This window comes from Bacillus cereus group sp. BfR-BA-01311 (genome assembly GCF_022664295.1).
Taxonomy (GTDB): Bacteria; Bacillota; Bacilli; order Bacillales; family Bacillaceae_G; genus Bacillus_A; species Bacillus_A cereus.
Genome location: NZ_JAKUHC010000001.1, coordinates 196,564 through 218,770, shown reverse-complemented (window position 1 = coordinate 218,770; position 22,207 = coordinate 196,564). Strand labels below are relative to the sequence as shown.

The following is a 22,207-nucleotide window of genomic DNA, read 5'->3' as shown; positions in this document are numbered from 1 at the left end:
TTTCGCCTTATCTCCACAGACTATTAACAATACACATTACACTATCGTACACAGCCACTTTCCCATTTAAACTTTCCACATTCGCCAATATTTTTAGTAAAGAGGCTTATTCTTCATAAATAGCGACTATAATATATAAAAATCCGTATAGTTCGTTATTTTTCGTCAAAATTTTAAAAATATATTGACACTTAAAATATCCTCATAGTATGATTTGGGTGTTGTAATTGATAACCATTTTCACTTATGGTACTAGTTACAAAAAACACTTAATTTGGGGGCAGAAGATGAAGAAAATTCTCAGTATTTTCATAGTAGTTCTTCTATTCGCTGTTGGATGCGGACAGCAAAAAGAGGAGAAAAAAGAAACAAAAGCGGACAATAAAAATCAAGCTATAACAATTAAACACGCTGAAGGGGAAACGAAGTTAGATAAACCAGCAAAAAAAGTAGTTGTACTTGAGTGGGTATATTCTGAAGACTTATTAGCACTTGGTGTTCAGCCAGTAGGGATGGCAGACATTAAGAATTATAATAAATGGGTAAATACAAAAACAAAACCGAGTAAAGATGTTGTAGATGTAGGGACACGTCAACAACCAAACTTAGAAGAAATTAGCCGTTTAAAACCAGACTTAATTATTACAGCTTCATTCCGTGGTAAAGCAATTAAAAATGAATTAGAGCAAATTGCACCAACAGTTATGTTTGATCCATCAACAAGCAATAACGATCACTTTGCTGAAATGACAGAAACATTTAAACAAATTGCAAAAGCAGTTGGAAAAGAAGAAGAAGGTAAAAAAGTATTAGCTGATATGGATAAAGCATTCGCTGATGCAAAAGCAAAAATTGAGAAAGCAGACTTAAAAGATAAAAACATCGCAATGGCACAAGCATTTACTGCTAAAAACGTACCAACATTCCGTATCTTAACTGACAATTCTTTAGCTTTACAAGTTACAAAAAAATTAGGTCTAACAAATACTTTTGAAGCAGGAAAATCTGAGCCAGATGGTTTTAAACAAACAACTGTAGAATCATTACAAAGTGTACAAGATTCAAACTTCATTTACATTGTAGCGGATGAAGATAACATTTTTGACACGCAACTAAAAGGCAACCCTGCTTGGGAAGAATTAAAGTTCAAAAAAGAAAACAAAATGTATAAATTAAAAGGCGACACTTGGATTTTCGGTGGTCCTGAGTCTGCAACATCTTTAGCAACACAAGTAGCAGATGTAATGACAGCGAAGAAGTGATTACACAATGAATAGCTTACAACATACACTTCGAGCAAGTCTTGTATTCGGAGGAGGAGCAGCTCTCTTGCTCCTCCTTTTCTTTATTCATATCGGACAAGGTCAAGCAAACATTTCCTATAGTATGATTATTGATGCTCTTATCTCACCGAACCAATCGCTAGAACATCAAACTTTAATCATGCTTCGATTACCTAGAGCTGTAATTGCCATTTTAGCTGGAGGCGCTCTTGCTGCATCAGGGGTTATTTTACAAACGTTAACGAAAAATCCACTTGCTGAATCCAGTACAATGGGTATTCACTCTGGCGCATATTTCTTTCTAGTAGCGGCTACAATTTTCTTACCGAAAGATTTACAAATTAATTCTCTTCTGTTCACATTTATCGGTGGTGCTATTACTGCTTTATTTGTATACCGTATTTCTGGTGGAAAAAAGGGAACCCCACTTAGAATGGCATTAGCTGGTATGGTCGTTACATTAATGCTCTCTGCCTTTACCGGAACGATGCAGCTTTTCTATGAAAATGAAACAGCTGGTTTATTTTTATGGGGAGCTGGCTCTCTTATTCAAAATAACTGGGATGGCGTTCAATTTGCTTTTCCATTTATCATTATTTCTTTCCTAGTTTTACTATTTATGTCTCGTAAACTCAACATTCTCTTACTTGGTGATGATGTTGCTATTTCTCTTGGTGAAAAAACAGCAGTAACACGTCTTATCGCCTTCATTGCTGCAATCTTTTTAACAGCAGTAATTGTTACTGTTGTTGGACCAATTGGCTTTGTCGGCTTAGTTGCACCTCATTTAATGCGCCTTATCGGATACCGTCAACACTTTACTCTTCTTCTCTCTTCTTTCTTATGGGGGGCAGTATTATTGCTTGGAGCAGATGTTGTCGGTAGATTAATAGATCCAACCGGTGCAGAACTTCCTGTTGGGGCAGTCACAGCAATGATTGGATCTCCTTGGCTTATTTACTTAGTGTATCGAATGATGAAGTCGAAACAATATATGAATGATAACGGTGCGAATGCAGCTGGAGCTAGTTCCCGCTATTACTCTTATAAAAAGGTAATCATTATATCTATCACACTTTGTATTGTGACGATTGCTCTTGGTGTTACAATCGGTAGTAACGCTTATATCGAAAGCATTACTAATGTTATATCAGGTCAATTAACACAATTTGACAAAAATATGATGATGAATCTTCGTTTACCAAGAATGCTCGTTGCTGCTATTGCTGGCGCATGCCTTGCAATAAGTGGGCTTGTTTTCCAAAGTATATTACGAAACCCACTTGCCGATCCTTCTATTATTGGTATTTCATCGGGAGCTGGTGTCGGTGCTTTAACGATTATGTATGTCTTCCCTGCACTTCCTGGTTTCTTCCTACCAATTGGTGCATTTATTGGCGGACTACTTGCAGTTGGAATTGTCCTCTTCTTCTCTTGGAAATCAGGATTTAGTCCAACAGCTCTCGCTTTAATAGGGATTGGTATTTCTGCGCTTGGCTCAGCAATTATTCAAATCTTTATCGTTAGAGCCAATTTGAATGTTGCCGCTGCTTTAACATGGTTATCTGGCAGTACGTATGCAAGAGGGTGGAATCACTTAGAAAATATCATTCTATATCCATCTCTAATTCTTGTATTCATTATCTTTTTCTTAATAAAACAACTTGACGTTCTCGTACTGGGAGACGATTTAGCAACTGGACTTGGGCAACCAGTAAATAAAACACGTCTTGCTCTAATTGTGCTAGCGACACTACTTGCATCAGTAAATATCGCTGCTGTCGGTACAATTGCCTTTTTAGGCCTTGTCGCACCTCACTTAGCAAGAATTGTTGTTGGTATGAACCATCAAAGACTATTCGTTTGCTCAGCACTGTTTGGAGCAATTCTTCTTTCCATTGCTGACTTACTCGGCCGAACAATTGCATATCCGAAAGAAATTCCTTCTGGTCTTGTCGTCGCTGTACTTGGAGCACCTTATTTCTTATCGTTGATGAGGAAGAGTGGGAAGAAGGTTAATTAAAAGACGGCTTCATATATGTGAAGCCGTCTTTTCCTATTATGGCATAAAATTTATATAGACTTTGTACATAATATATATAACAAGTGAATACATGATTATATTGAACACACTTCGTTTTAAAGTTAACTTTTTCTTTAATTTCTTATCTTGTAATCTCAATTCTATTCCATTCGCTATTTTCAACCTACCTACTATTTGAAATAACTCTCTGTAATCATCAGTATTTCCCAATAATACGTATTCCTTATCATTTTTATACTTTATATGCAGAAACTCACTTCCACCTTTACGGTCTAATATTGTTTTCATATAAGCTACTTCATTCCATACAAATACTTTTAAATCAACTTCATTATAATAACGATCCATAAAAAACACATACAACCGTTAACACCTTACTCTGTGCAGTATCTAAAATACTATGAACTACCTTGTAAATTAAATCTCCATATCGATCAATTGCTGTATGTAATGCTAACATATCTTGTTTCCGAAGACCTTCTACTATTTCTATATCCTTCACCCTTATCACCACTCTTTATTCTTTATTCTTTATTCTTTATATATACAAATTAGTAGATTCATTTCCTGACACTTTTACAAATATTTTCTAATTGTTTTCATATTGTAGCAATCCTTAATTAATTATTTCTTGTGGAACAGGGATTATATTATCTCTCACGAATTTAATCTATGAACAAAAATAGGAGGGATAACTATGTACCAAACAATTGACGGCTTCTTGCAATCATGGACATATGAGGCTGAGTCTACTCAGAAAATGCTTGATTCATTAACCGATGCATCTTTATCACAAGAAATTGCACCTGGACATTGGACGTTAGGCAGAGTTGCTTGGCATATCGTGACGGCAATTCCTGTTATACTATCTGGCACAGGGCTAAAGTTTGAAGGCGAAACGAAAGATTATCCTGTTCCAACTTCTGCAAAAACAATTGCAGATGAGTACCGTAAAGTGAACGCGGCTTTTGTTGAAACACTTCAAAGTAAATGGACTGATAAAGACTTAGCTACTATTAACGACTTCTTTGGTCGCCCTATGCCGAACTCTATATTTTTAATGACACTTATTAATCATCAAAATCATCATCGCGGGCAAATGACAGTTTTAATGCGACAAGCCGGCTTAACAGTTCCTGGTGTGTACGGCCCCGCAAAAGAAGAGTGGGCTGCGGCTGGAATGGAAGCTCCTAAAATGTAACGATAAAAAAGACAAGGTGTTTACACATCTTGTCTTTTTCTGTAACTTGTTTCATGTGAAACTATTTTTTGTTAAATGATTATTTTATGGAAAAAACAAGTTAAAATAAATACATATTATGAGGAGGAGCAACCAAATTGAATACAAAAAATAAAAAAATAACTATGGGAACTCTTTTACTTACTTCTATTATTGGAGTTATTAGTGTATCTCTTTATTTCACATATTATGGTACCCCTTGGGGAAAACAAGCAGCAATTGCGGAATCAAAAGAATATATTACAAAATACTTCGATTTAGATGCGGAAGCCAAAAATACTTCTTACGATGCTAAACTGGATAGCTATGCAATCTCCTTCGAAACAAGTACCGACGGAGAGTTTACTATCGAATATAAAAGTCCTAATAACTTTAACATTTCTCCAGAAGTACAAGAATATTTAAGCAAACACTCTAAATTTACAGAGTAGTAACGAATCATACATATACCAAAAAAAGAGTTGGTGTAACGTCAACTCTTTTTTACGTATTCTTATCATACAGTTATATCTTCCTTCTCTATATTTTTAATGCCGTAATATGCAATCGCAACTCCAAGTGCTGCAAGTGCTAGTTGGAGGGGAAGAAAAGTTGCTGTAGAAAACATTGGGTTGTTATTAATCGCAATTGATACAACGATAAGAGATGAAACAATTGTAGTTGGCACGGAACGTTTACGCATTCCGAAATATAATGGGATTAAACTCATTCCCGCAGTTGCAATCGCTAAAGGAACTAATTTTATTCCTTCTTGCATCAACTGATCTACTGTGAATGAATTAGGAAGAATTGAAAAATAGCTATCTATACCAAAGAAAACTCCTACTACTAAAATGTTAGATAAAACAACTGATATAAATGTTACTATCGCTGTAATAGCCAACTTACTAGCCATCATTTTCTTTCGGTTAATAGGATAAGAAAACATAAGTAGGATTGTTTTATTTTTATATTCACCAATTATTAGCCTTGCGATTAATACACTACCAAAAACAATAAATGTTGCTCTTACTATTGTGCTAGCCATTAACAATATCGTCTCTGGATCCCTTATTTCTGCATCACCTTCTACTTGAGCAATGATGCTCACAAAGATCATTAATGCCAGTATAACAATATTTGCAATAATTGCTCTCTTCACGTACCAATCAAGCTTAAACTTTTTCAATTCTAGCTTCATTAAATGTAGCATGATAGTGTCCTCCCTCCTCCTAAGACTTAATCAATATAAATGACCCCTGTCTTACTTAAAATCTCCACTTTGTTTTTTGCATCACCAATCGTTCCTACTTTTATTTTTTCTGTACTTTTATCTTTCTTAAGTCCTTTTAAATCTACTATTACGTCAGCCGAATTACTTTTAGCCATAAGCTTCAATGATGCCGGGACACCTTTATACCGTACGCCAATATCCCCTGATTTTGTTTCTATAAATAATGATTTTCCTTCTATCATATCTTTCAGCAATACTTCCCCAGATGTTGAAGTGATGTTCATATTTGAGTTACTTACATTTGTGATATAGTTATCACCAGTCGTAGACTTTATATTTAATTCTTGTACTGAACTATCTTTTACAACTAACTCTCCACTTTGCGATATGAATTCACCTTTCTCGGCTGATAGTCCTACAATCATTCCATCCCCAGATTTGCCTTTCGTCACGATACTTTTTACTACTATATCTCTTATTTTCACATCACCTGATTTATTATTTAATACAATTTTATCTATCTCTTTCTTCGGAATAGCTATACATATACTATTCTTCTTCCTAAACGTAAAACCATTAAAAAATTTGTTCGCCTCTTGTTTTTGCTTAACCATAATTTTATTTTCATCATTTTCTATTTTGACAGGATCTATCTCTTTATCCGCTTGTTCACCTTGAGCAGAAATTACTATTTTATTAGCGTCTGTACTTTTAAACTCAAGATTCCAATTTTCATTGTCTACTTCTATTGCGTTTATATTATTTATATCAAAAGACTTTTCTTTCTTAAAATCTTTCCCCTGAAATACCTTAATACCAAAAACTACACTAGCAATTGTAATGAATAATATTGCAATTACTATCATTTTTTTCACTATTCATACCCCAGTTCGTTTTTGTTTTAAGCTTGCTTCACGCCACATCTATCTTGTCAATTTTACGAAACGATAGATAGCTAATGAAAATTCCTAATAAACAGAGCACGATTGGGATAGCTATAAAATCAAACATACTTACTTGACCATTTCCAGGACCAACGTTACTGTTCATCATCATCCCAATTATTACTGCAGAAGTAATCGTTGTCGGTGTTGATTTCTTTCTCATTCCAAAAAATAAAGGAATTAAACTAATACCAGATATCATAAATGCACTTATAATAGTAGCTGGAACGATAGCTATTATTTCCCCCATCGTAACAGGCGTTTCAAGTAGTCCCATTATTGGATTCATACAGAATATGAGCAAACTAATAATGAAAGTAGCGATAATCGTGCTCACAAAACAAAAACAAAAAACAATTGTTAATTTCGCACTCATTAGCATTTTCCTTTGCAGTGGATACATAAATAGTAGCTGTATTGTTTTGTTCTTGTATTCATCAATCACTAAACGTGATAAAATAACCGATGCAAAAATAATAAATGTAATTCTAATAAGAATATTTGCTAAAGACATGTATTCCATATAGCTAGAGAACATCAAATCATCCTCTACCTTAGATCCCCACGCCATAAGGCTTACTGCAGCGAAAATTGCTATAATACAAATTGCTACCCCTTTAAAGTAACTAGATAATTTATGTTTCTTCCATTCGAGCTTCATTAATTTAAACATATAAATTACGCCTCCATTCTTTATATACCTGTCTCTACGCTGCTAACATTCTAATTCCAGCAGTAACGAAGCTTAACATTCCTATCACTAGTACACTGAACAACCATTTCCGCCCTGGTTTTCTATAATATAAAATTCCACTTATTAGCATTACGATAAATCCACTTACCAGGTTCAGCCACAGTCCATTAAGCATGAATACCTTCTCCATCCATTACATTTAAGAAATATTCTTCTAAGGAACTATGTTTCTTATTAATACTTTCAATTTCCACATCGTTCATAATAAGTGCTTTTGAAATGGCCTGCTGAGACGCTAACGTATCATAAACCCGAATCATGTTTCCACTCATTATTTTGTAGTTTTTTATACCAAGTTTATCTTCTAAAATATAAGTTGCACGTTTCACATCAGGAACAGTGATTTCAATATACTCTGTTTGTTTTCCGTTAATACTCTTCATTGAAACTTCTTTTATTAGTTTTCCATTTTGAATCACACCAATTGTATCCGCCATTAGTTCCATCTCACCTAAAATATGACTAGAAACTAATAATGTAATGCCATATTCTTTGCAGAGCATTTTAAATAAGTCTCGTAACTCTTTAATACCAATTGGATCTAAACCGTTAATGGGTTCATCTAAAATGAGCAATTCTGGCTTTGTCACGATTGCTCTTGCAATACCGAGTCGTTGTTTCATTCCTAATGAAAAATCTTTTACTTTTTTATTATCTATCCCTTGTAGTTTCACTAAATGTAAAGCATGGTCAATTGCATTTTTATCGTAGTAGCCCATATATTCACAATGTAGGTCTAAGTTTTCTTTCGCCGTTAATTTATCATAAAAGATTGGGTATTCAATAATTGTCCCCATTCTTTTTAATACTTCATAAGATGTATCTGTTAATTTCTCACCGAAGATTTCAATATCACCACTCGTCGGTTTTATTAAATTTGTAATCATTTTCATAATCGTTGTTTTACCAGCACCGTTTGGTCCTAAAAAACCGTAAATTTCTCCTTTTTTCACATGCATGTTAACACCGGAAATAACTTCTTTCCCTTTAAACACTTTCGTTAACTGATTTGTTTTTAATATATATGTCATGTTACTTTCCCCTTTCGCAATACTCTATATTTCTATAATAGACAACGGAAATCTCTTTTTTCTTACCCGTTTCTTACAAATTCCTTACGCTGAAAAAAAGCTTGTAGAATCTACTGCTCTACAAGCTAAAACTGTATCTTTGTTAATACAATTGTAAAAATTGTTTTTTCATACGGTTTACTAGAAAGATGGATTTTCCCGTCCATCGCTTCCACAAGCCGTTTCGTAATCGTTAATCCGAGACCACTTCCTTGGTACAATCTATTTCTTGAATCTTCAAGTGTGTACATACGCTCAAACACTTTATCAATATGAGATTCATCAATCCCTTTTCCTTTATCCCATACATCTATATACACGCTCGTGTCATCATCTCTTAACGTCATACCAAGTGCCTTTCCATCGTCTCCATATGTAATTGCATTTGATATTAAATTATTCAATACCCTACCTAATACTTCTACATTTCCAAGTGCGTATATATTTCTTTCTGGTATATCAATATGAACCTGAAAACCTTTCGTCGTCACTAAATCATAAAATGATAAAATCTTCTCGCGGCAAACTTCATTCATATTTACTTTTGTCATTTCAATTGCTTTGTCACCAGATTCTAATTTTGCCAAGTCAAAAAACTTATGAATTAACTCCATCACTTCTAGTGTTTTCGTATGCACTTTTTCAAGTAATATTTGTTGTTCTTCTTTATTTATCGTTTTATCCTTATTTAACATTTCTGTATATCCAAGAATAACTGTTAGTGGTGTTTTCAAGTCATGCGAAATATTTGAAAGCATTTTTCTCATCGAAATTTCTACTTTTGCATGATCTGCATTCGTTTTCTGTTTTGCATCTAATAATTGATTAATTGCCACTAATAATTTTTGCAATTCTAGATCATCTGTCATAACGAGTAACGTCTCGCCTGTTTTGTCATTTACAATACTTTCTAACTTTTCATATGTGTATCGTAAATTTTCACTACTATTTTTTCTCATTCTATATTGCATATAAATAACACATAACAATATAAAAATAATACCTATTAACAAATTGACCATATTACATCACTTCTAACTTATAGCCGATGCCCCATAACGTTTTAATATATTCTGGATTAGATGGATCACTTTCGATTTTCTCACGCAATCTTCTCATATGAACATTAATAACGTTATCGTCACCGTAATACTCTTCATTCCAAACTAATGTATATATTTGCGCTTTCGTAAATACACGATTTTGGTTCTTTACGAATAGCTTTAAAATCTCAAATTCTTTTAAAGTAAGTTTGAGAGACTTCCCGTTTTTTTCAACTGTAAAATTAATTGGATCAATTGTTAAATCACCAATTTGAATCATCTTTTCTGTTGTTTCTGTAGCCGAATATTTCGTAGACCTCCGAATACCCGCTTTTACACGTGCAGCTAATTCAATCATAGAAAACGGCTTACAAATGTAATCATCTGCTCCAAGTCCTAATCCAACAGCTTTATCAACATCTGTATCTTTTGCCGACATCATTAAAATCGGAACAGCACTTTTTTCTCGAATGATTCGTACAACTTCTAAGCCATCTAGCTTTGGCATCATAATGTCAAGGATAATCAAATCAAATGAACCTTTTAAATATGTGTTCACGCCTTCCTCTCCATCAGACGCAATTGTTACTTGAAAACCCTCTTTTATTAAATACTTTTCCACCATCTCTTGAATTGAGAGATCATCTTCAACTAATAAAATATGATGTGACATATGTCTATCCCCTTTTTACAAACGTTAACAACTCAATTGTATCGTAACTACTACAGACTTGAAACAAATATATGAATTTTCAAACCAACTTCCCTTCCTTCCTTAACAATGATATGATGAAATTCACTACGATTGTTCATAATTAACTTTATATAAAGGAGACTTATCATGTCAGAAAACAAAAAAGTAAGCTTAGCTGATTTAATGCGCGAACAACTTGCTAAGAAAAAGCAAGGAAATGGAAATGGTCAAAATGCAAAAAATCAAAGCCAAGAAACGAAAAAATTACAAAACCAACAAACAAAGAAAACAAACAACCAACGTAGACGTACAGGTGTGTAAATGAACGGACAAAAACGTTCTAATATCGCGCCCGGTCTTGAAGTTGATATTGTATTAAAACAAGATCAACGAACAGGCAAATTAACACGTGGAATTGTAAAAGATATTTTAACAAACTCCCCTTCCCATCCGCATGGCATTAAAGTGCGATTGCAGGACGGACAAGTCGGTAGAGTACAAAATATCGTTCAATAAGAAAAGGAGCTCAAGTAAACTCGAGCTCCTTTTCTTTATTAACCTTTAATTTTCTCGATGAAAACTACTTTTAAGTAGTCTCCTTCTTTAAATTGATCAATGGTACGGAAATCTTCTGGTAAAGAATGTTCTTCTAATATTTTATATTTGCCATTCATTTCTTTAAAGGCTGTATCGATAAAGCCTTTAAACTTTTTCATATCGAATGCGCTACAATTTGTAGAAGCAACGATAATACCGTTATTTTCTGTAATAGCAATTGTTTCTTTTAATAAATTTTTATAATCTTTTGCTGCACTAAATGTATATTTTTTTGAGCGGGCGAAGCTTGGAGGATCAAGTACGACCATATCAAATTTCATCTTTTTCTTAGCTGCATATTTGAAGTAAAGAAATACATCTTCTACAATAATATCTTGTGCTTCATAATCAACTTCATTTACACTAAACTGCTCAATCGTTTTACTTAAACTACGATTTGCAAGGTCAACACTCGTCGTTTTACTTGCTCCGCCAAGCGCTGCAAATACAGAGAAAGCACCTGTATAAGAGAACATATTTAACACTGTTCTTCCCTTTGCATATTTATCACGAATTTGTTTTCGAACGTTACGTTGATCTAAAAATACACCAACCATTGCCCCATCATTTAAATAAACCGCAAAGTTCACACCGTTCTCTTTTACGATAAGTGGGAACTCGCCGCGCTCTCCTGCTACGAAATCATCACCCTCAATATATTTCCCTTTCGTATCAAAACGCTTTTTCTCATAAATACCTTTAAAGTTTGCTACTTTTTGAAGAGCGGCTATAATCTCATCTCTGAAAGTGTAAATCCCTTCACTATACCAACTTACTACGTAGTAGCCATCATAATAATCGATAATTAGTCCTCCAAGACCATCACCTTCACCATTCACCACACGGAATGCTGTCGTATCACTTGATTTATAAAATTGCTTTCGTTTATGTAGGGCAGATTTGATTTTACTTTCAAAGAAAGATTGATTAATTTGTTCACTCTCTTTTCTCGTTAAAATCCAGCCGTATCCTTTATTTTGCTTTCCATAATAACCTTTTCCGACAAAGTTGTTCTTCTCATCTACTACTTTGATGATTGTTCCTTCTTCACGAACATCATTTAAATTTTGAATCGCATCTTTTAAAATAAGCGGATATCCACTTTTAATTTCTTTTATAAATTTCGGTTTTATTTTTACAGTTACTTCTAATCGCATATAATAACTTCCTTTCCATTTGCATGCTTTCTCTACAGGAAGCATTTGAAAAACGAGACTGAAAAAACAGCCTCGTTTCACTATACCATATTATTGCTTTGCTAGTACAACTAGCTCATTCTCGCACTTAACCGCCACATATTTACTATGTTTTGAAATGAAAATCTCACTGTCCAAAATAATAGAAAAAAACTTATATATTTCACATTTACCATTGACAATGATAATGATTTTCATTATCATTTGATGTATATGAGTTCTTGAAAATATAGCTACATTTATAGGAGGAATAAACATGATTATTGTTACAAATACAGCTAAAATTACAAAGGGAAATGGGCATAAATTAATTGAGCGTTTTAATAAAGTAGGTAAAGTTGAAACGATGCCAGGCTTTTTAGGTCTAGAAGTTCTTTTAACACAAAATACAGTTGATTATGATGAAGTAACAATTAGCACTCGCTGGAATGCAAAAGAAGATTTCCAAGGTTGGACAAAGAGCGCTGCATTTAAAGATGCTCACTCACATCAAGGCGGAATGCCAGAATATATTCTTGATAATAAAATTGCTTACTATGATGTAAAAGTTGTACGTATGCCAATGGCTGCAGCACAGTAAGAACAGTCCTTTTTTAAAGTATAGAATATGAGAAGCGTTATCTATCACTTCTCATATTCTATACTTTTTTCTTTAATTTCTTTTTACTAATTTTGCGTGTACAACTAGCCTTCCAGCCTCTGGATCAAGAGCATAATCACAAGTAGAAAGTGTTACGATTTCATCATTAGCCGTCAATTCCGTATCCGTTTTGTACAGTGATTTTTCTTGAATTTCCTTTAAGAACGATGCATATGCCGCATCATTTCCAAAATCCGTTTCAATGTAATAAAAGTCCGTTGTTGTCGTGTATACTGAAAAAACTTCAACGTCGTATCCTTCAAATAATGTATCGTAATATAATTTACGATGAGACATAAAAAAGTCTTCATCCAACATTTTTTTTAAACTACCAAACATAGAACCATCTTTCATACGATGGCCATATAAAATCGTATTTCGATTTTGAGATTTCACATCATTACGATGGTCCATAAAAATGCTTCCCGCTCTCATATCTTCACCTTTATAATTACGAAATAAATAGTAATCATTATCTTTTGCTTGAACGATTGGATAATTAATTTGTGTATCATCCATCGTAATCCATCCGACTATCTCTGGATTAATTTTCTGGAGATCCTGAAACTGTTTACGTACCTCTCCATTTTCTGATTTTTCTTCCATTGGACTTCTTTTATAAATATGTTGTGCCTCAGCCATTACTTTACGATTTTCATAATAATCCATGAAAATCCCGCCCAACTCATACATTGAATAGAAAAAGATTCCTAAAAACACAATTGTAAGTATGCGTTGAAAAAAAGAATTCTTTTTCCGTCCTTTCTTACTATTCAAATTATCACCTCAAAACGGATTATGCTCAGCCTTTAGATTCCCATAGGTACCATGTACAATCCGGTATCTTCATCCTGCTTTACAATGACATCTACACCATATATTGCTTTAACCATTTCTTCTGTTATTACATCATTAGGAATACCTTTCGTAATGATTTCTCCATCTTTCATAACGATAATATGGTCGCTATAACGAATGGCTTGATTAATATCATGTAATACCATTACAATCGTTAGTCCATGCACTTCATTTAACTCTTTCACTAACTCTAATATTTCTAACTGATAGTAAATATCTAAATATGTGGTCGGCTCATCTAAGAAGAGCATTGGTGTATTTTGAGCTAATGTCATCGCGATCCAAACTCGCTGCCTCTCTCCACCAGATAAAGCATAAATTGGCTTATCACGCTTACTTTGTAAATTCGTACATACTAGTGCACGCTCAATCGCTTCTCTATCTTCATCTGTTTGCGGAGAGAATATATTTTTATATGGCATACGCCCGAAGCTTATTAGCTTTTCCACTGTAATATCTGCTGGAGCCTCATTTTGTTGATGGACAACTGCTAGCTTTCTAGCAAACTCTTTCGGTTTATATTCACCAATCGCTTTCCCATCAAGTATTACTTCTCCACTGCTAGGAGCGTGGTTTCTAGACATGACACTAAGTAATGTTGATTTCCCACATCCATTCGGTCCAATGATTGTTGTAATTTTCCCGATTTCTATTTCACTACTAACAGACTTTAAACGATTTGTTACGTTATCGTATGAAAAGGTTACATTTTTAATTTCCATGAACTTTATCACTCTTTCTAAGCAAAAATATTAAGAATGGACCACCAATAACCGCCATAATTGTTGCTGCTGGAATTTCGTTAGGTGGCACAATTAACCTTCCAATTGTATCTGCCGTCAAAATTAATAACGCCCCTGCAAGCGCAGAAAATGGAATTAATACTTTATGGTCTGAACCGACTAATTGTCTTGAAATATGCGGAACTAGTAATCCTACAAAAGCAATAACACCTGCAATCGCTGTTGATACTGCCGCTAAGAGTACTGCAGTGGCAGAAATAATAAGACGAACTCTCGTCACGTGCAAGCCTAAGTTTTTCGCAGTCTTATCTTGTAGCGATAATAAGTTACACCAAGCTCCTACGAACAGAGCAAGAATAAGACCAATCGTTCCATAAGTCACCATTATTTCTACATCGCCCCACGTCTTCATTGTTATATTAGAAGTCGTCGTTTGCTTAATACTCTTAATAAAATACCCACAAATCGTAACGAATGATTCATTTAATCCAGTAAACATTGCATTAATGGCAATACCAATTAAAATAATGCGAAGCGGGCTTAATCCTGATTTCCATGAAAACGAATAAACGAGATAACATGCAAGCGCACCACCTAAAAAGGCGAATACGGGTGTCCAGAAAAAGAATTGCGGAAACAACGTAATAATAACGAGTGTCATAAAACTTGCTCCTGAAGATATACCGATTACCCCAGCATCGGCGAGTGGATTTTTCATAACAGCTTGAAAAAGCACACCTGAAACAGCGAGAGCCGCTCCAGTGAACAACGCAATAATAATACGCGGGAAACGTAAATCTTTAATGACTTCAACATCTTCATTTCCACCTGTAAATATCCCTTGTACAAGTTCAACAATACCTACTTCTAAACTCCCTTTCATCGCTGACAATGATGTCATAACAATAAGCAATGCAGTAACAATGAGGAAACTCCAAGTTTTTTTATTCATTCTACTCTTCCTTTATATCAAAATGCATCACGGATACATCATTTTTTTCAATTCATCTAACGCTTCAATTGCTGCTAAATTGCCTGTCGTTCCAAATAAACGCTCTTCTAAATCGTAAACACGGTTATTTTTAACCGCAGCAAAGTGTTTCCAAATATCATTTGTTTTAAATTCTTTATCAAACATTTTTACAACTTCATCAGGCATACCATGAGCTGCTCGTAAAATAATATCTGGATCAGCTTTCTTTAAATACTCTGTATTAGAAGCTAAATATTCTACTTGTTCACCTTGCACAATATTTTTACCACCTAGTTGTTTCACTAAATCTCCAATATAAGAATGCTCTGTTGCTACTAAATAACTTCCCGGCACACCTAATAAAATAAGTACTGTCGGTTCTTTCTTTCCTTTTACTTCTTTTTGAATGCTAGCAACCTTTTTATCTAATTTAGTTACTACTGCTTCGGCCTGTTTTTCACGCCCATATTTCTTACCTAAATCACTAATAGAACTTTGCATATTTTTCAAACTCGTTAAATCTAAAAAGTTTGCTTTCATACCCACACCATCAAAAACCGGCTTTAATTCATATTCAAGTGTTGTCACAGATAACACTTCTGAAGGCTTTAATGACTTTACCTTTTCCATATCTGGACTCATTGGATTCCCAACTTCAGGTAAACCTTTATATCGCTTCGGTAAAGTTTTAGAGCTTGTTGGAACGCCAACTAAATCTACTTCTAACGCATCCATAATTTCAGTAACAGCCACTGTTGTTGCAACAGCGCGCTCTTTACTCTCACTCTTTACCTGCTTTGCTGTTTCTTTTTTTGGTGATGAGCACCCAGCTATACTCATTAACAAAATGATAGCCATTAGTACACTTGCAATTTTCTTCACTCTCAATCACCACTCCTTTCCATACAATATGAAACAAGTCTTGATGCACGCGAATATGCATCAAGACTCCAAAAATTACAATCTACCTGCTCTATATTTACGAACTAGTAAAGCAAGTGAACCTAGCAGTAACACCATGTATAAACCAAGTTGTGCTGTATCTGCAGTTTTTGAATTTTTCTCTTTTTTTGAATCATTTTTTGTATCTTCTTTTTTCTTCTGACCATCTGCATTTCGGTTAAAATCAGGAGTACCTACTGTTTTTACATTATCTACTTTCGGTGTAGTCACTGGATTTTTCGGTTCCTCTTTAAGAGTTCCTAACGCGCCGATATTATTTGTATCAAATTGAATTTGTACATCGTAGAAATGATGGTAGTTCATCTCATCGATGTCTACCTTTACTTTTGCGTTTAATTTTTTAAATAGATCTTCTACTTCAAACTGTACTACTCGCGTATTTGCATTTTTATCTTCGCTTACTACTTTCGCATCAGCGAATAGTTCCTTGTTTTCCGTTTGGAATTTCGTAATCCACGCACTATTTTTCAGCGCCATCTCAATATATTTTTTACCATCTTTTACGATTAATTTCGCTGGATTTACAACATAGTCATGCATCTTTGAAATCTCATCTGTTTTATCTTTTAATACTTTAAATGTAATATCATATTGGCCATCTACTAAATTTTTCGGATCAACTATTACTCTCGGTTTATTATTTTCACCTTGGTTATTGTTTCCACCTTGGTTGGTGTTTCCGCCTTGGTTGTCGTTTCCGCCTTGGTTGGTGTTTCCGCCTTGGTTCCCTAAAGCTTTAATACTGTCTTGATCAAATACAAATTGAACATCATAGACATGGTGATAATTCATTGAATCAATATCTACTTTTACTTTTGCATTTAATTTTTTAGACAAATCGTTTACTTCTACTTCTACTACTCTTGTATTTTGTTCTTTATTTTCACTTAACACTTTTGCATTAACGAAAGAACCATTTTTCTCAAATTCAAATTTCGTAATCCATGTACTATTTGTTAATGTAAACGATACGTATTTCTTACCATCTTTTACTTTTAATACACCTGGGCTTTTTGTGTATGTGTTCATCATTGAGATTTCATCTGTTTGATCTTTTAACACTTTAAAGCCAATGCTGTATTCACCATCTTTAAGAGCTTTTGGATCAATTGTTGTGTTATTATCTTGGTTGTTGTTTTCACCTTGGTTGGTGTTTTCACCTTGGTTGTTGTTTTCACCTTGGTTGGTGTTTCCACCTTGGTTGGTGTTTTCACCTTGGTTATCTAACGGCTTAATGCTACCTTTATCAAATGCAAATTGAATATCGTAAAAATGGTGATAATTCATTGAATCGATATCTACTTTTACTTTTGCATTTAACTTTTTCGATAAATCTGGTACTTCTACTTCCACTACGCGTGTATCAGTTTTTTTATCTTCACTTATTACATTTGCATCAACAAACGAACTATTTTTCTCAAATTCAAATTTTGTAATCCAAGAACTGTTCGTTAACGTAAATGATACATACTTCTTACCATCTTTTACTTTTAGCACACCTGGACTTTTTGTATATGTGTTCATCATTGAAATTTCGTCTGTTTGATCTTTTAATGCCTTAAAATTGATGCTGTATTCACCATCTTTAATTGTTTCAGCATCTGTTTTTTTATTTTCATCTGGTTTTTCTGCTTCCGGTTTTTCTACTTCTGGTTGTTTCTCTTCATTTTTAATTTGTTCAAGTTTATCTTGTTCAAATAAAAGTTGTACATCATGCATTTGCTTATAATTTCTTGATGCCATTTCGATAAATACTTTTGTATTTAGTTTTTTAGATAAATCGTTTACTTCAAACTCTACTACTCTTGTATCTTTTTCCTTATCTTCACTCACTACTTTTGCATCAACAAATGCTCCATCTTTTTCCGTTTGGAAATTTTTAATTAATGAGCTACTTTTTAGTGTTACAATTGCTTTTTTCTTACCGTTTTCTACTTTTAATACCCCTGGATTTACCATGTAACTATTCATCTTAGATTCTTCATCTGTTTGATCTTTTAACACTTTAAATGGAATGCTGTACGCACCATCTGTAATTGTGTTAGAATTTGGTTGTTGATCTGGGTCAGGCTTTTGGTCGGGCTTCTGACCTGGATCGGTAGTTTCATTTGGATCTGGCTTATTAGCTGGGTCCTCTTTTTCATTTGGTTTTTCTACATGAATTGGTGTAATGCTATTTTGATCAAATGCAATACGAACGTCGTACTCATGATGATAATTTAAAAAATCAATATCTACTTTTACTTTTGCATTTAATACCTTCTCTACATCTTCTACATCAAATTCTACTACTCTTGTATCTTTTTCTTTATCTTCACTAATTACATTTGTCGCAACTAGCTTACCTGCTTTTTCTGTTTCAAATTTCGTAATCCATGAACTATTTGTTAATGTAAAGGATACTTTCTTTTTCCCATCCTTCACTTTTAAAGTTCCCGGACTTACTGAATATTGATTCATCATCGATTCTTCATCTGATGTATCTTTTAAAACTTTGAAGCCAATTGAATATTCACCGTCAGCCAACTTGGTAGCTGCTTGAACTGCAAGTGGTTGTAATGTTGATACGAATGTAAATATCATTAAAAACATAGCAACAATAATTTTTGTATACCTGTTCAATGGAACGACTCTCCCTTTTGAAAATTATTTAATACTGTTCCCATCAAATACAAAGCGAATATCATACGAAGCATTATAATTAATAATTGGAATATTAATTTTCACCTTGCCATTTAGTTTTTTTGACAAGTCAGCAACTTCAAATTCTACAACTCTAGTATTATCTTTTTTGTTTTCACTTAACACGGTTGTTTCTACAAATTGACCATCTTTTTCTACTTGGAAACTTTTAATAGAAGCACTATCTTTCACTTTAAATGAAACATATTGTTTTCCATTTTTAACTGTTAATGTTGCTGGGCTTTCAAAATAACTATTCATTCTAGACGATTCATCTTTATCGCCTTTCCATACAGTAAAAGCGATATTATATTTTCCATCAGCTAGTTTTGTAGCAGCCTTTGCATCTTGTAAACCTAGTGTTGCGATAAATGTAAATAAAACAGCAAATACGGCAATAATCATTTTAAATTGTTTAAACATATATTCATCACCCTTCAAAAGATTTATTTACTCAATTTCACTTTACGAATTAAGAAAGCACCTGAAATAAGAATTAACGCTGCAAACAATCCAATACGTGCTTCATCGCCTGTTTTTGGGTTATCTGTTTTTTCAGCTTTTCCATTTTCATTTTTTGTTTCTTTATTCACTTCTTTAGCTGTTTCCTTACTCTCTACTTTTGTTTTCTCTTCTTTTACTTGTGTATCTGTTTTCGCTTGATCATTATTTTTTGTTGTAGCAGCTACGCCATTATCGCCACCTACAGCTTTTACATTTGCATCAAAAGCAAAACGAATTGTGTAGTGGTGGTCATAGTTTGCACTTGGTACAACAACATGAATTTTTACAGCTGCCGGTTTGGATAAATCATCTACTTTAAACTCTACTGTTCTTTTATCTGCCGATTCATCTTTATTAACAACTTTCGCATCAACAAAATTCCCGTTCTCCGGTGCTTTAAATTCTGTAATCCAAGCACTATGATTCATCGGAACTTGTACTCTCATCTCACCGTTTTTCACTATTAATTTTGCCGGCTTTTCAAAATAGTCATTTGCCATTGAAGCTGAATCATTTTCCGCTTTTTGAATTACGTAATTAATATCGTAAGTACCATCAGCTAGTTTTGCTGAAGCATTCCCGTATGGCATTACAAGAAAAGCTAGCATACATACGAACGTTATAATAAAAGCGGGTAATACAGAAACCTTTTTCATTTTTCTTGTTTCCTCCTTGGCTATCTTTCATTTCACTTTTTCTGAAAATGATAATTATTCTCAATTCATAAGAAAAAAATAATCTCTTCTACCTATTATTTAATTAGCATTATTTTATGTAACATAAGCGTTATTGATTATCATTCTCATTGGATATTAAAAATAATATCTCACCCTATTCCTTATACGAAGGCATAGAAACTGAGAAAAAATTATAAAACGTATTTATTGATTATCATTCTCAATGCAAGTCAAAAAAAATAAACTTTCTCTTCTCCTCTTCTTTCACCTCTTCCCATAACAACACTATAGTTATAGAAACCCCGTTTCCCTCACTTCCCTTCCAATATTTCCACAACTAAGTCAATCTTAGCCTACTCATAAATTTTTTGTCAACTATATTACGTATAAAATTTTTAATATCTAAATTTCTCTATATGCGGCTTTTTTTACAAAAAAAGAGACTTTCTATTATAGAAAGCCTCTTTTCTCTATTTTTCTACAGCAATTTCCTGCTTTTGAAACTTAGAAACTATATAACCAAATCCTATACCGATTATGCCTGGAACTAACCAACCAATTCCTACACTATATAATGGAATCTTATCTAAAATAGGTGCTAGCGCTGCAATTTGAAGGTTTGCATTGTGTAACCCATCAAAGAAACTTATTGCAAATGCTCCTACAATCCCGCCCACATACATCGCTAATGGAAGACGAACGTAGTTTTCAACAAGTGATAATACGATAAGTACGATTCCAATTGGATAAATTGCGATTAAGATTGGTAATGCTAATGCATTTAACTGAGTTAACCCAAGGTTTGCTACCATAAATGCTAATACACAGAAAATGAAAACGACTTTTTGATAAGAAAGCTTTGGTAATAAAGAAGAGAAGTAATCACCACAAGCTGCAACAATACCTACAGAAGTTGTTAAACATGCTGCTGTAATTGCGATCCCTAGTAATAAAGTTCCGTAGCTACCAAATAAATGATTCACGACATTTGTTAAAATAATTCCTCCGTTTGCGCCCATTCCAAGCGATACACTAGAAGCTCCAAGATACGCAAGCGCTAAATATACAAGTAGTAAACCAAGTGCTGCAATAAATCCTGCAAAGATTGTTACTTTTGCAATACTATTTTTATTTGTAATGCCTTTTTCTTTTAACGCATGAATTACAACATTTCCGAATACCAGTGCCGCAAGTCCATCTAAAGTTAAATATCCATCAATAAATCCTTTAAAGAGAGGAGCACTATACACTTCTGTCGGTGCACCAAATTCTCCAATTGGTGTAATAAGTGCTTTACCTACGATAATTGCAATAACAGCTAATAATATTGGAGTTAGCACTTTACCAATACGACCCACTAATTTCGAAGGATTTAAAGCTAAATAGAAAGTGACTGCAAAGAAAATAAGTGTAAAGATAACAAGTGGATATGACTGACCAGCTATCTCACTTGGTAAAAACGGTGCAACACTCATCTCATAAGCTACTGTTCCTGTACGCGGCACACTTACGAATACGCCTAAACATAAATAAATTGCAGTGATAAAAACAAGTGCGAATATAGGATGTACACGTCCTGCTAGCTCATTAATATCTCCCTTTAAAGCTATAACAATTACTCCTAATAAAGGTAGTCCAACGCCTGTTACGATAAAACCAAACAACGCAATCCATACGTCTGTTCCAGCGCCTTGTCCTAATGCTGGTGGAAAAATCATATTACCCGCACCAAAAAACAGTGCAAATAACATTAAACTTATTGCAAACATCTCTGAAAACTTTAAAGATGATTTCATTTCTACTAACCTCCTAAAATAATAAATTAACAAAATATTCTGAATTAAAATCCGTTACATATCCTCTTTCAAGCATACTTCCCCGTAAAAGAACGCAAAAAACACCCGTCCCTAATAAAGGGACGAGTGTTGAAATCGTGGTTCCACCCTTATTCTAATAAAATGAATTTATAATGAAATAAGCTCATTTTATAGCTCGTGTAAATTGATAACGGTTTTATCCGCCAAGAATTACAATGCATCATGTATGCAGTTCACTCTTGAAGTTTAGAGGTGGTAAGCTTGTCTTTTCG

The 22,207-nt window shown here is 33.8% G+C and carries 24 protein-coding genes, 1 pseudogene and 1 other annotated feature (1 of these 26 cut by a window edge); of the genes and pseudogenes, 7 read left to right on the top strand and 18 right to left on the bottom strand.

The window, feature by feature from the left end:
- Nucleotides 1–287 precede the first annotated feature (287 nt).
- Both MR136_RS01180 and fhuB read left to right on the top strand, forming a co-directional pair.
- The gene (locus MR136_RS01180) at nt 288–1,262 is read left to right on the top strand and encodes an ABC transporter substrate-binding protein (protein WP_000722821.1); all 975 of its coding nucleotides are present in this window, start codon (nt 288–290) and stop codon (nt 1,260–1,262) included.
- A gap of 7 nt (nt 1,263–1,269) precedes the next feature.
- Nucleotides 1,270–3,306, top strand: coding sequence for a Fe(3+)-hydroxamate ABC transporter permease FhuB (fhuB, locus tag MR136_RS01175; protein ID WP_242259239.1), 2,037 nt, complete (start codon nt 1,270–1,272; stop codon nt 3,304–3,306).
- A 36-nt stretch (nt 3,307–3,342) separates the two neighbouring features.
- Here the strand turns inward: fhuB and MR136_RS01170 are convergent.
- Nucleotides 3,343–3,693, bottom strand: a pseudogene (locus tag MR136_RS01170) (hypothetical protein); the annotation flags it as partial.
- A complete protein-coding gene (locus MR136_RS28515) occupies nt 3,659–3,829 on the bottom strand; it encodes a hypothetical protein (protein ID WP_002026384.1) in 171 nt (56 codons plus the stop codon). The pseudogene MR136_RS01170 and the gene MR136_RS28515, both read right to left, overlap by 35 nt.
- A gap of 195 nt (nt 3,830–4,024) precedes the next feature.
- On the opposite strand from MR136_RS28515, the gene MR136_RS01160 reads away from it, so the two are divergent.
- Nucleotides 4,025–4,528 carry a DinB family protein gene (locus tag MR136_RS01160; RefSeq protein ID WP_242259238.1) on the top strand — a complete coding sequence of 168 codons (504 nt, stop codon included), beginning with the start codon at nt 4,025–4,027 and terminating at the stop codon, nt 4,526–4,528.
- 137 nt (nt 4,529–4,665) lie between these two features.
- Nucleotides 4,666–4,998 carry a YfjL-like protein gene (locus MR136_RS01155; RefSeq protein ID WP_242259237.1) on the top strand — a complete coding sequence of 111 codons (333 nt, stop codon included), beginning with the start codon at nt 4,666–4,668 and terminating at the stop codon, nt 4,996–4,998.
- Nucleotides 4,999–5,063: 65 nt separating this feature from the next.
- On the opposite strand, the gene MR136_RS01150 is transcribed toward MR136_RS01155, so the two are convergent.
- The 7 genes from MR136_RS01150 to MR136_RS01120 form a co-directional block, all read right to left on the bottom strand.
- Nucleotides 5,064–5,759 (bottom strand): ABC transporter permease, encoded by a 696-nt coding sequence (locus MR136_RS01150; protein WP_242259236.1) that lies wholly within the window; start codon nt 5,757–5,759, stop codon nt 5,064–5,066.
- 26 nt (nt 5,760–5,785) lie between these two features.
- The gene (locus MR136_RS01145) at nt 5,786–6,655 is read right to left on the bottom strand and encodes a DUF4097 family beta strand repeat-containing protein (protein WP_242259235.1); all 870 of its coding nucleotides are present in this window, start codon (nt 6,653–6,655) and stop codon (nt 5,786–5,788) included.
- A gap of 37 nt (nt 6,656–6,692) precedes the next feature.
- Nucleotides 6,693–7,397 (bottom strand): ABC transporter permease, encoded by a 705-nt coding sequence (locus MR136_RS01140; RefSeq protein WP_000475536.1) that lies wholly within the window; start codon nt 7,395–7,397, stop codon nt 6,693–6,695.
- A 34-nt stretch (nt 7,398–7,431) separates the two neighbouring features.
- Nucleotides 7,432–7,593 (bottom strand): hypothetical protein, encoded by a 162-nt coding sequence (locus tag MR136_RS01135; protein WP_000931815.1) that lies wholly within the window; start codon nt 7,591–7,593, stop codon nt 7,432–7,434.
- Nucleotides 7,586–8,509, bottom strand: a complete 924-nt coding sequence (locus MR136_RS01130; RefSeq protein WP_000221062.1) for an ABC transporter ATP-binding protein — start codon at nt 8,507–8,509, stop codon at nt 7,586–7,588. Before MR136_RS01130 ends, MR136_RS01135 begins: the two co-directional genes overlap by 8 nt.
- Nucleotides 8,510–8,634: 125 nt before the next feature.
- Nucleotides 8,635–9,570, bottom strand: a complete 936-nt coding sequence (locus tag MR136_RS01125; protein WP_063245283.1) for a HAMP domain-containing histidine kinase — start codon at nt 9,568–9,570, stop codon at nt 8,635–8,637.
- A gap of 1 nt (nt 9,571) precedes the next feature.
- A complete protein-coding gene (locus MR136_RS01120; protein WP_000018059.1) occupies nt 9,572–10,264 on the bottom strand; it encodes a response regulator transcription factor in 693 nt (230 codons plus the stop codon).
- 168 nt (nt 10,265–10,432) lie between these two features.
- Between MR136_RS01120 and MR136_RS01115 the strand changes: the two genes are divergently transcribed.
- Both MR136_RS01115 and MR136_RS01110 read left to right on the top strand, forming a co-directional pair.
- Nucleotides 10,433–10,606, top strand: coding sequence for a hypothetical protein (locus MR136_RS01115; protein WP_001293578.1), 174 nt, complete (start codon nt 10,433–10,435; stop codon nt 10,604–10,606).
- Nucleotides 10,607–10,801: a YwbE family protein gene (locus tag MR136_RS01110; RefSeq protein WP_001014310.1), complete on the top strand. Its 195-nt coding sequence runs from the start codon at nt 10,607–10,609 to the stop codon at nt 10,799–10,801.
- Nucleotides 10,802–10,839: 38 nt separating this feature from the next.
- Here the strand turns inward: MR136_RS01110 and MR136_RS01105 are convergent, their stop codons facing one another.
- Nucleotides 10,840–12,039, bottom strand: a complete 1,200-nt coding sequence (locus tag MR136_RS01105; RefSeq protein WP_001235507.1) for a class I SAM-dependent rRNA methyltransferase — start codon at nt 12,037–12,039, stop codon at nt 10,840–10,842.
- A 295-nt stretch (nt 12,040–12,334) separates the two neighbouring features.
- On the opposite strand from MR136_RS01105, the gene isdG reads away from it, so the two are divergent.
- Nucleotides 12,335–12,658, top strand: coding sequence for a heme oxygenase (isdG, locus tag MR136_RS01100; RefSeq protein ID WP_000587818.1), 324 nt, complete (start codon nt 12,335–12,337; stop codon nt 12,656–12,658).
- A gap of 72 nt (nt 12,659–12,730) precedes the next feature.
- Here the strand turns inward: isdG and srtB are convergent, their stop codons facing one another.
- The 8 genes from srtB to brnQ6 all read right to left on the bottom strand — a co-directional run bounded on the left by srtB (nt 12,731) and on the right by brnQ6 (nt 21,914).
- Complete coding sequence (srtB, locus tag MR136_RS01095) at nt 12,731–13,495, bottom strand: class B sortase (protein ID WP_001086126.1); 765 nt, start codon at nt 13,493–13,495, stop codon at nt 12,731–12,733.
- 32 nt (nt 13,496–13,527) lie between these two features.
- Nucleotides 13,528–14,298 carry an ABC transporter ATP-binding protein gene (locus MR136_RS01090; protein ID WP_000403758.1) on the bottom strand — a complete coding sequence of 257 codons (771 nt, stop codon included), beginning with the start codon at nt 14,296–14,298 and terminating at the stop codon, nt 13,528–13,530.
- A complete protein-coding gene (locus MR136_RS01085) occupies nt 14,288–15,271 on the bottom strand; it encodes a FecCD family ABC transporter permease (RefSeq protein WP_242259234.1) in 984 nt (327 codons plus the stop codon). Before MR136_RS01085 ends, MR136_RS01090 begins: the two co-directional genes overlap by 11 nt.
- Before the next feature lie 27 nt (nt 15,272–15,298).
- On the bottom strand, nt 15,299–16,180 hold the full coding sequence (gene isdE, locus MR136_RS01080; RefSeq protein ID WP_002183961.1) for a heme ABC transporter substrate-binding protein IsdE: 882 nt from the start codon (nt 16,178–16,180) through the stop codon (nt 15,299–15,301).
- Nucleotides 16,181–16,249: 69 nt separating this feature from the next.
- Entirely contained in the window at nt 16,250–18,877 is a 2,628-nt protein-coding gene (locus tag MR136_RS01075; protein ID WP_242259233.1) for an NEAT domain-containing protein, read from the bottom strand.
- Nucleotides 18,878–18,901: 24 nt separating this feature from the next.
- Nucleotides 18,902–19,360, bottom strand: a complete 459-nt coding sequence (locus MR136_RS01070) for an NEAT domain-containing protein (RefSeq protein ID WP_000476164.1) — start codon at nt 19,358–19,360, stop codon at nt 18,902–18,904.
- A gap of 23 nt (nt 19,361–19,383) precedes the next feature.
- The gene (gene isdC / locus MR136_RS01065; RefSeq protein ID WP_048656156.1) at nt 19,384–20,097 is read right to left on the bottom strand and encodes a heme uptake protein IsdC; all 714 of its coding nucleotides are present in this window, start codon (nt 20,095–20,097) and stop codon (nt 19,384–19,386) included.
- Nucleotides 20,098–20,588: 491 nt separating this feature from the next.
- Nucleotides 20,589–21,914: a branched-chain amino acid transport system II carrier protein BrnQ6 gene (brnQ6, locus tag MR136_RS01060; protein WP_000842652.1), complete on the bottom strand. Its 1,326-nt coding sequence runs from the start codon at nt 21,912–21,914 to the stop codon at nt 20,589–20,591.
- A gap of 115 nt (nt 21,915–22,029) precedes the next feature.
- Nucleotides 22,030–22,207, bottom strand: a binding site (T-box leader) (it continues 78 nt past the right edge of the window).

What these genes read in the sequence shown, in the direction of transcription:
- MR136_RS01180 (WP_000722821.1), top strand. Translation starts at nt 288, where the DNA reads ATGAAGAAAATTCTCAGTATTTTCATAGTAGTTCTTCTATTCGCTGTT.
- fhuB (WP_242259239.1), top strand. Translation starts at nt 1,270, where the DNA reads ATGAATAGCTTACAACATACACTTCGAGCAAGTCTTGTATTCGGAGGA.
- MR136_RS01160 (WP_242259238.1), top strand. Translation starts at nt 4,025, where the DNA reads ATGTACCAAACAATTGACGGCTTCTTGCAATCATGGACATATGAGGCT.
- MR136_RS01150 (WP_242259236.1), bottom strand. Translation starts at nt 5,759, where the DNA reads ATGCTACATTTAATGAAGCTAGAATTGAAAAAGTTTAAGCTTGATTGG.
- MR136_RS01140 (WP_000475536.1), bottom strand. Translation starts at nt 7,397, where the DNA reads ATGTTTAAATTAATGAAGCTCGAATGGAAGAAACATAAATTATCTAGT.
- MR136_RS01135 (WP_000931815.1), bottom strand. Translation starts at nt 7,593, where the DNA reads ATGCTTAATGGACTGTGGCTGAACCTGGTAAGTGGATTTATCGTAATG.
- MR136_RS01130 (WP_000221062.1), bottom strand. Translation starts at nt 8,509, where the DNA reads ATGACATATATATTAAAAACAAATCAGTTAACGAAAGTGTTTAAAGGG.
- MR136_RS01125 (WP_063245283.1), bottom strand. Translation starts at nt 9,570, where the DNA reads ATGGTCAATTTGTTAATAGGTATTATTTTTATATTGTTATGTGTTATT.
- MR136_RS01120 (WP_000018059.1), bottom strand. Translation starts at nt 10,264, where the DNA reads ATGTCACATCATATTTTATTAGTTGAAGATGATCTCTCAATTCAAGAG.
- MR136_RS01115 (WP_001293578.1), top strand. Translation starts at nt 10,433, where the DNA reads ATGTCAGAAAACAAAAAAGTAAGCTTAGCTGATTTAATGCGCGAACAA.
- MR136_RS01110 (WP_001014310.1), top strand. Translation starts at nt 10,607, where the DNA reads ATGAACGGACAAAAACGTTCTAATATCGCGCCCGGTCTTGAAGTTGAT.
- MR136_RS01105 (WP_001235507.1), bottom strand. Translation starts at nt 12,039, where the DNA reads ATGCGATTAGAAGTAACTGTAAAAATAAAACCGAAATTTATAAAAGAA.
- isdG (WP_000587818.1), top strand. Translation starts at nt 12,335, where the DNA reads ATGATTATTGTTACAAATACAGCTAAAATTACAAAGGGAAATGGGCAT.
- MR136_RS01090 (WP_000403758.1), bottom strand. Translation starts at nt 14,298, where the DNA reads ATGGAAATTAAAAATGTAACCTTTTCATACGATAACGTAACAAATCGT.
- MR136_RS01085 (WP_242259234.1), bottom strand. Translation starts at nt 15,271, where the DNA reads ATGAATAAAAAAACTTGGAGTTTCCTCATTGTTACTGCATTGCTTATT.
- MR136_RS01070 (WP_000476164.1), bottom strand. Translation starts at nt 19,360, where the DNA reads ATGTTTAAACAATTTAAAATGATTATTGCCGTATTTGCTGTTTTATTT.
- isdC (WP_048656156.1), bottom strand. Translation starts at nt 20,097, where the DNA reads ATGAAAAAGGTTTCTGTATTACCCGCTTTTATTATAACGTTCGTATGT.
- brnQ6 (WP_000842652.1), bottom strand. Translation starts at nt 21,914, where the DNA reads ATGAAATCATCTTTAAAGTTTTCAGAGATGTTTGCAATAAGTTTAATG.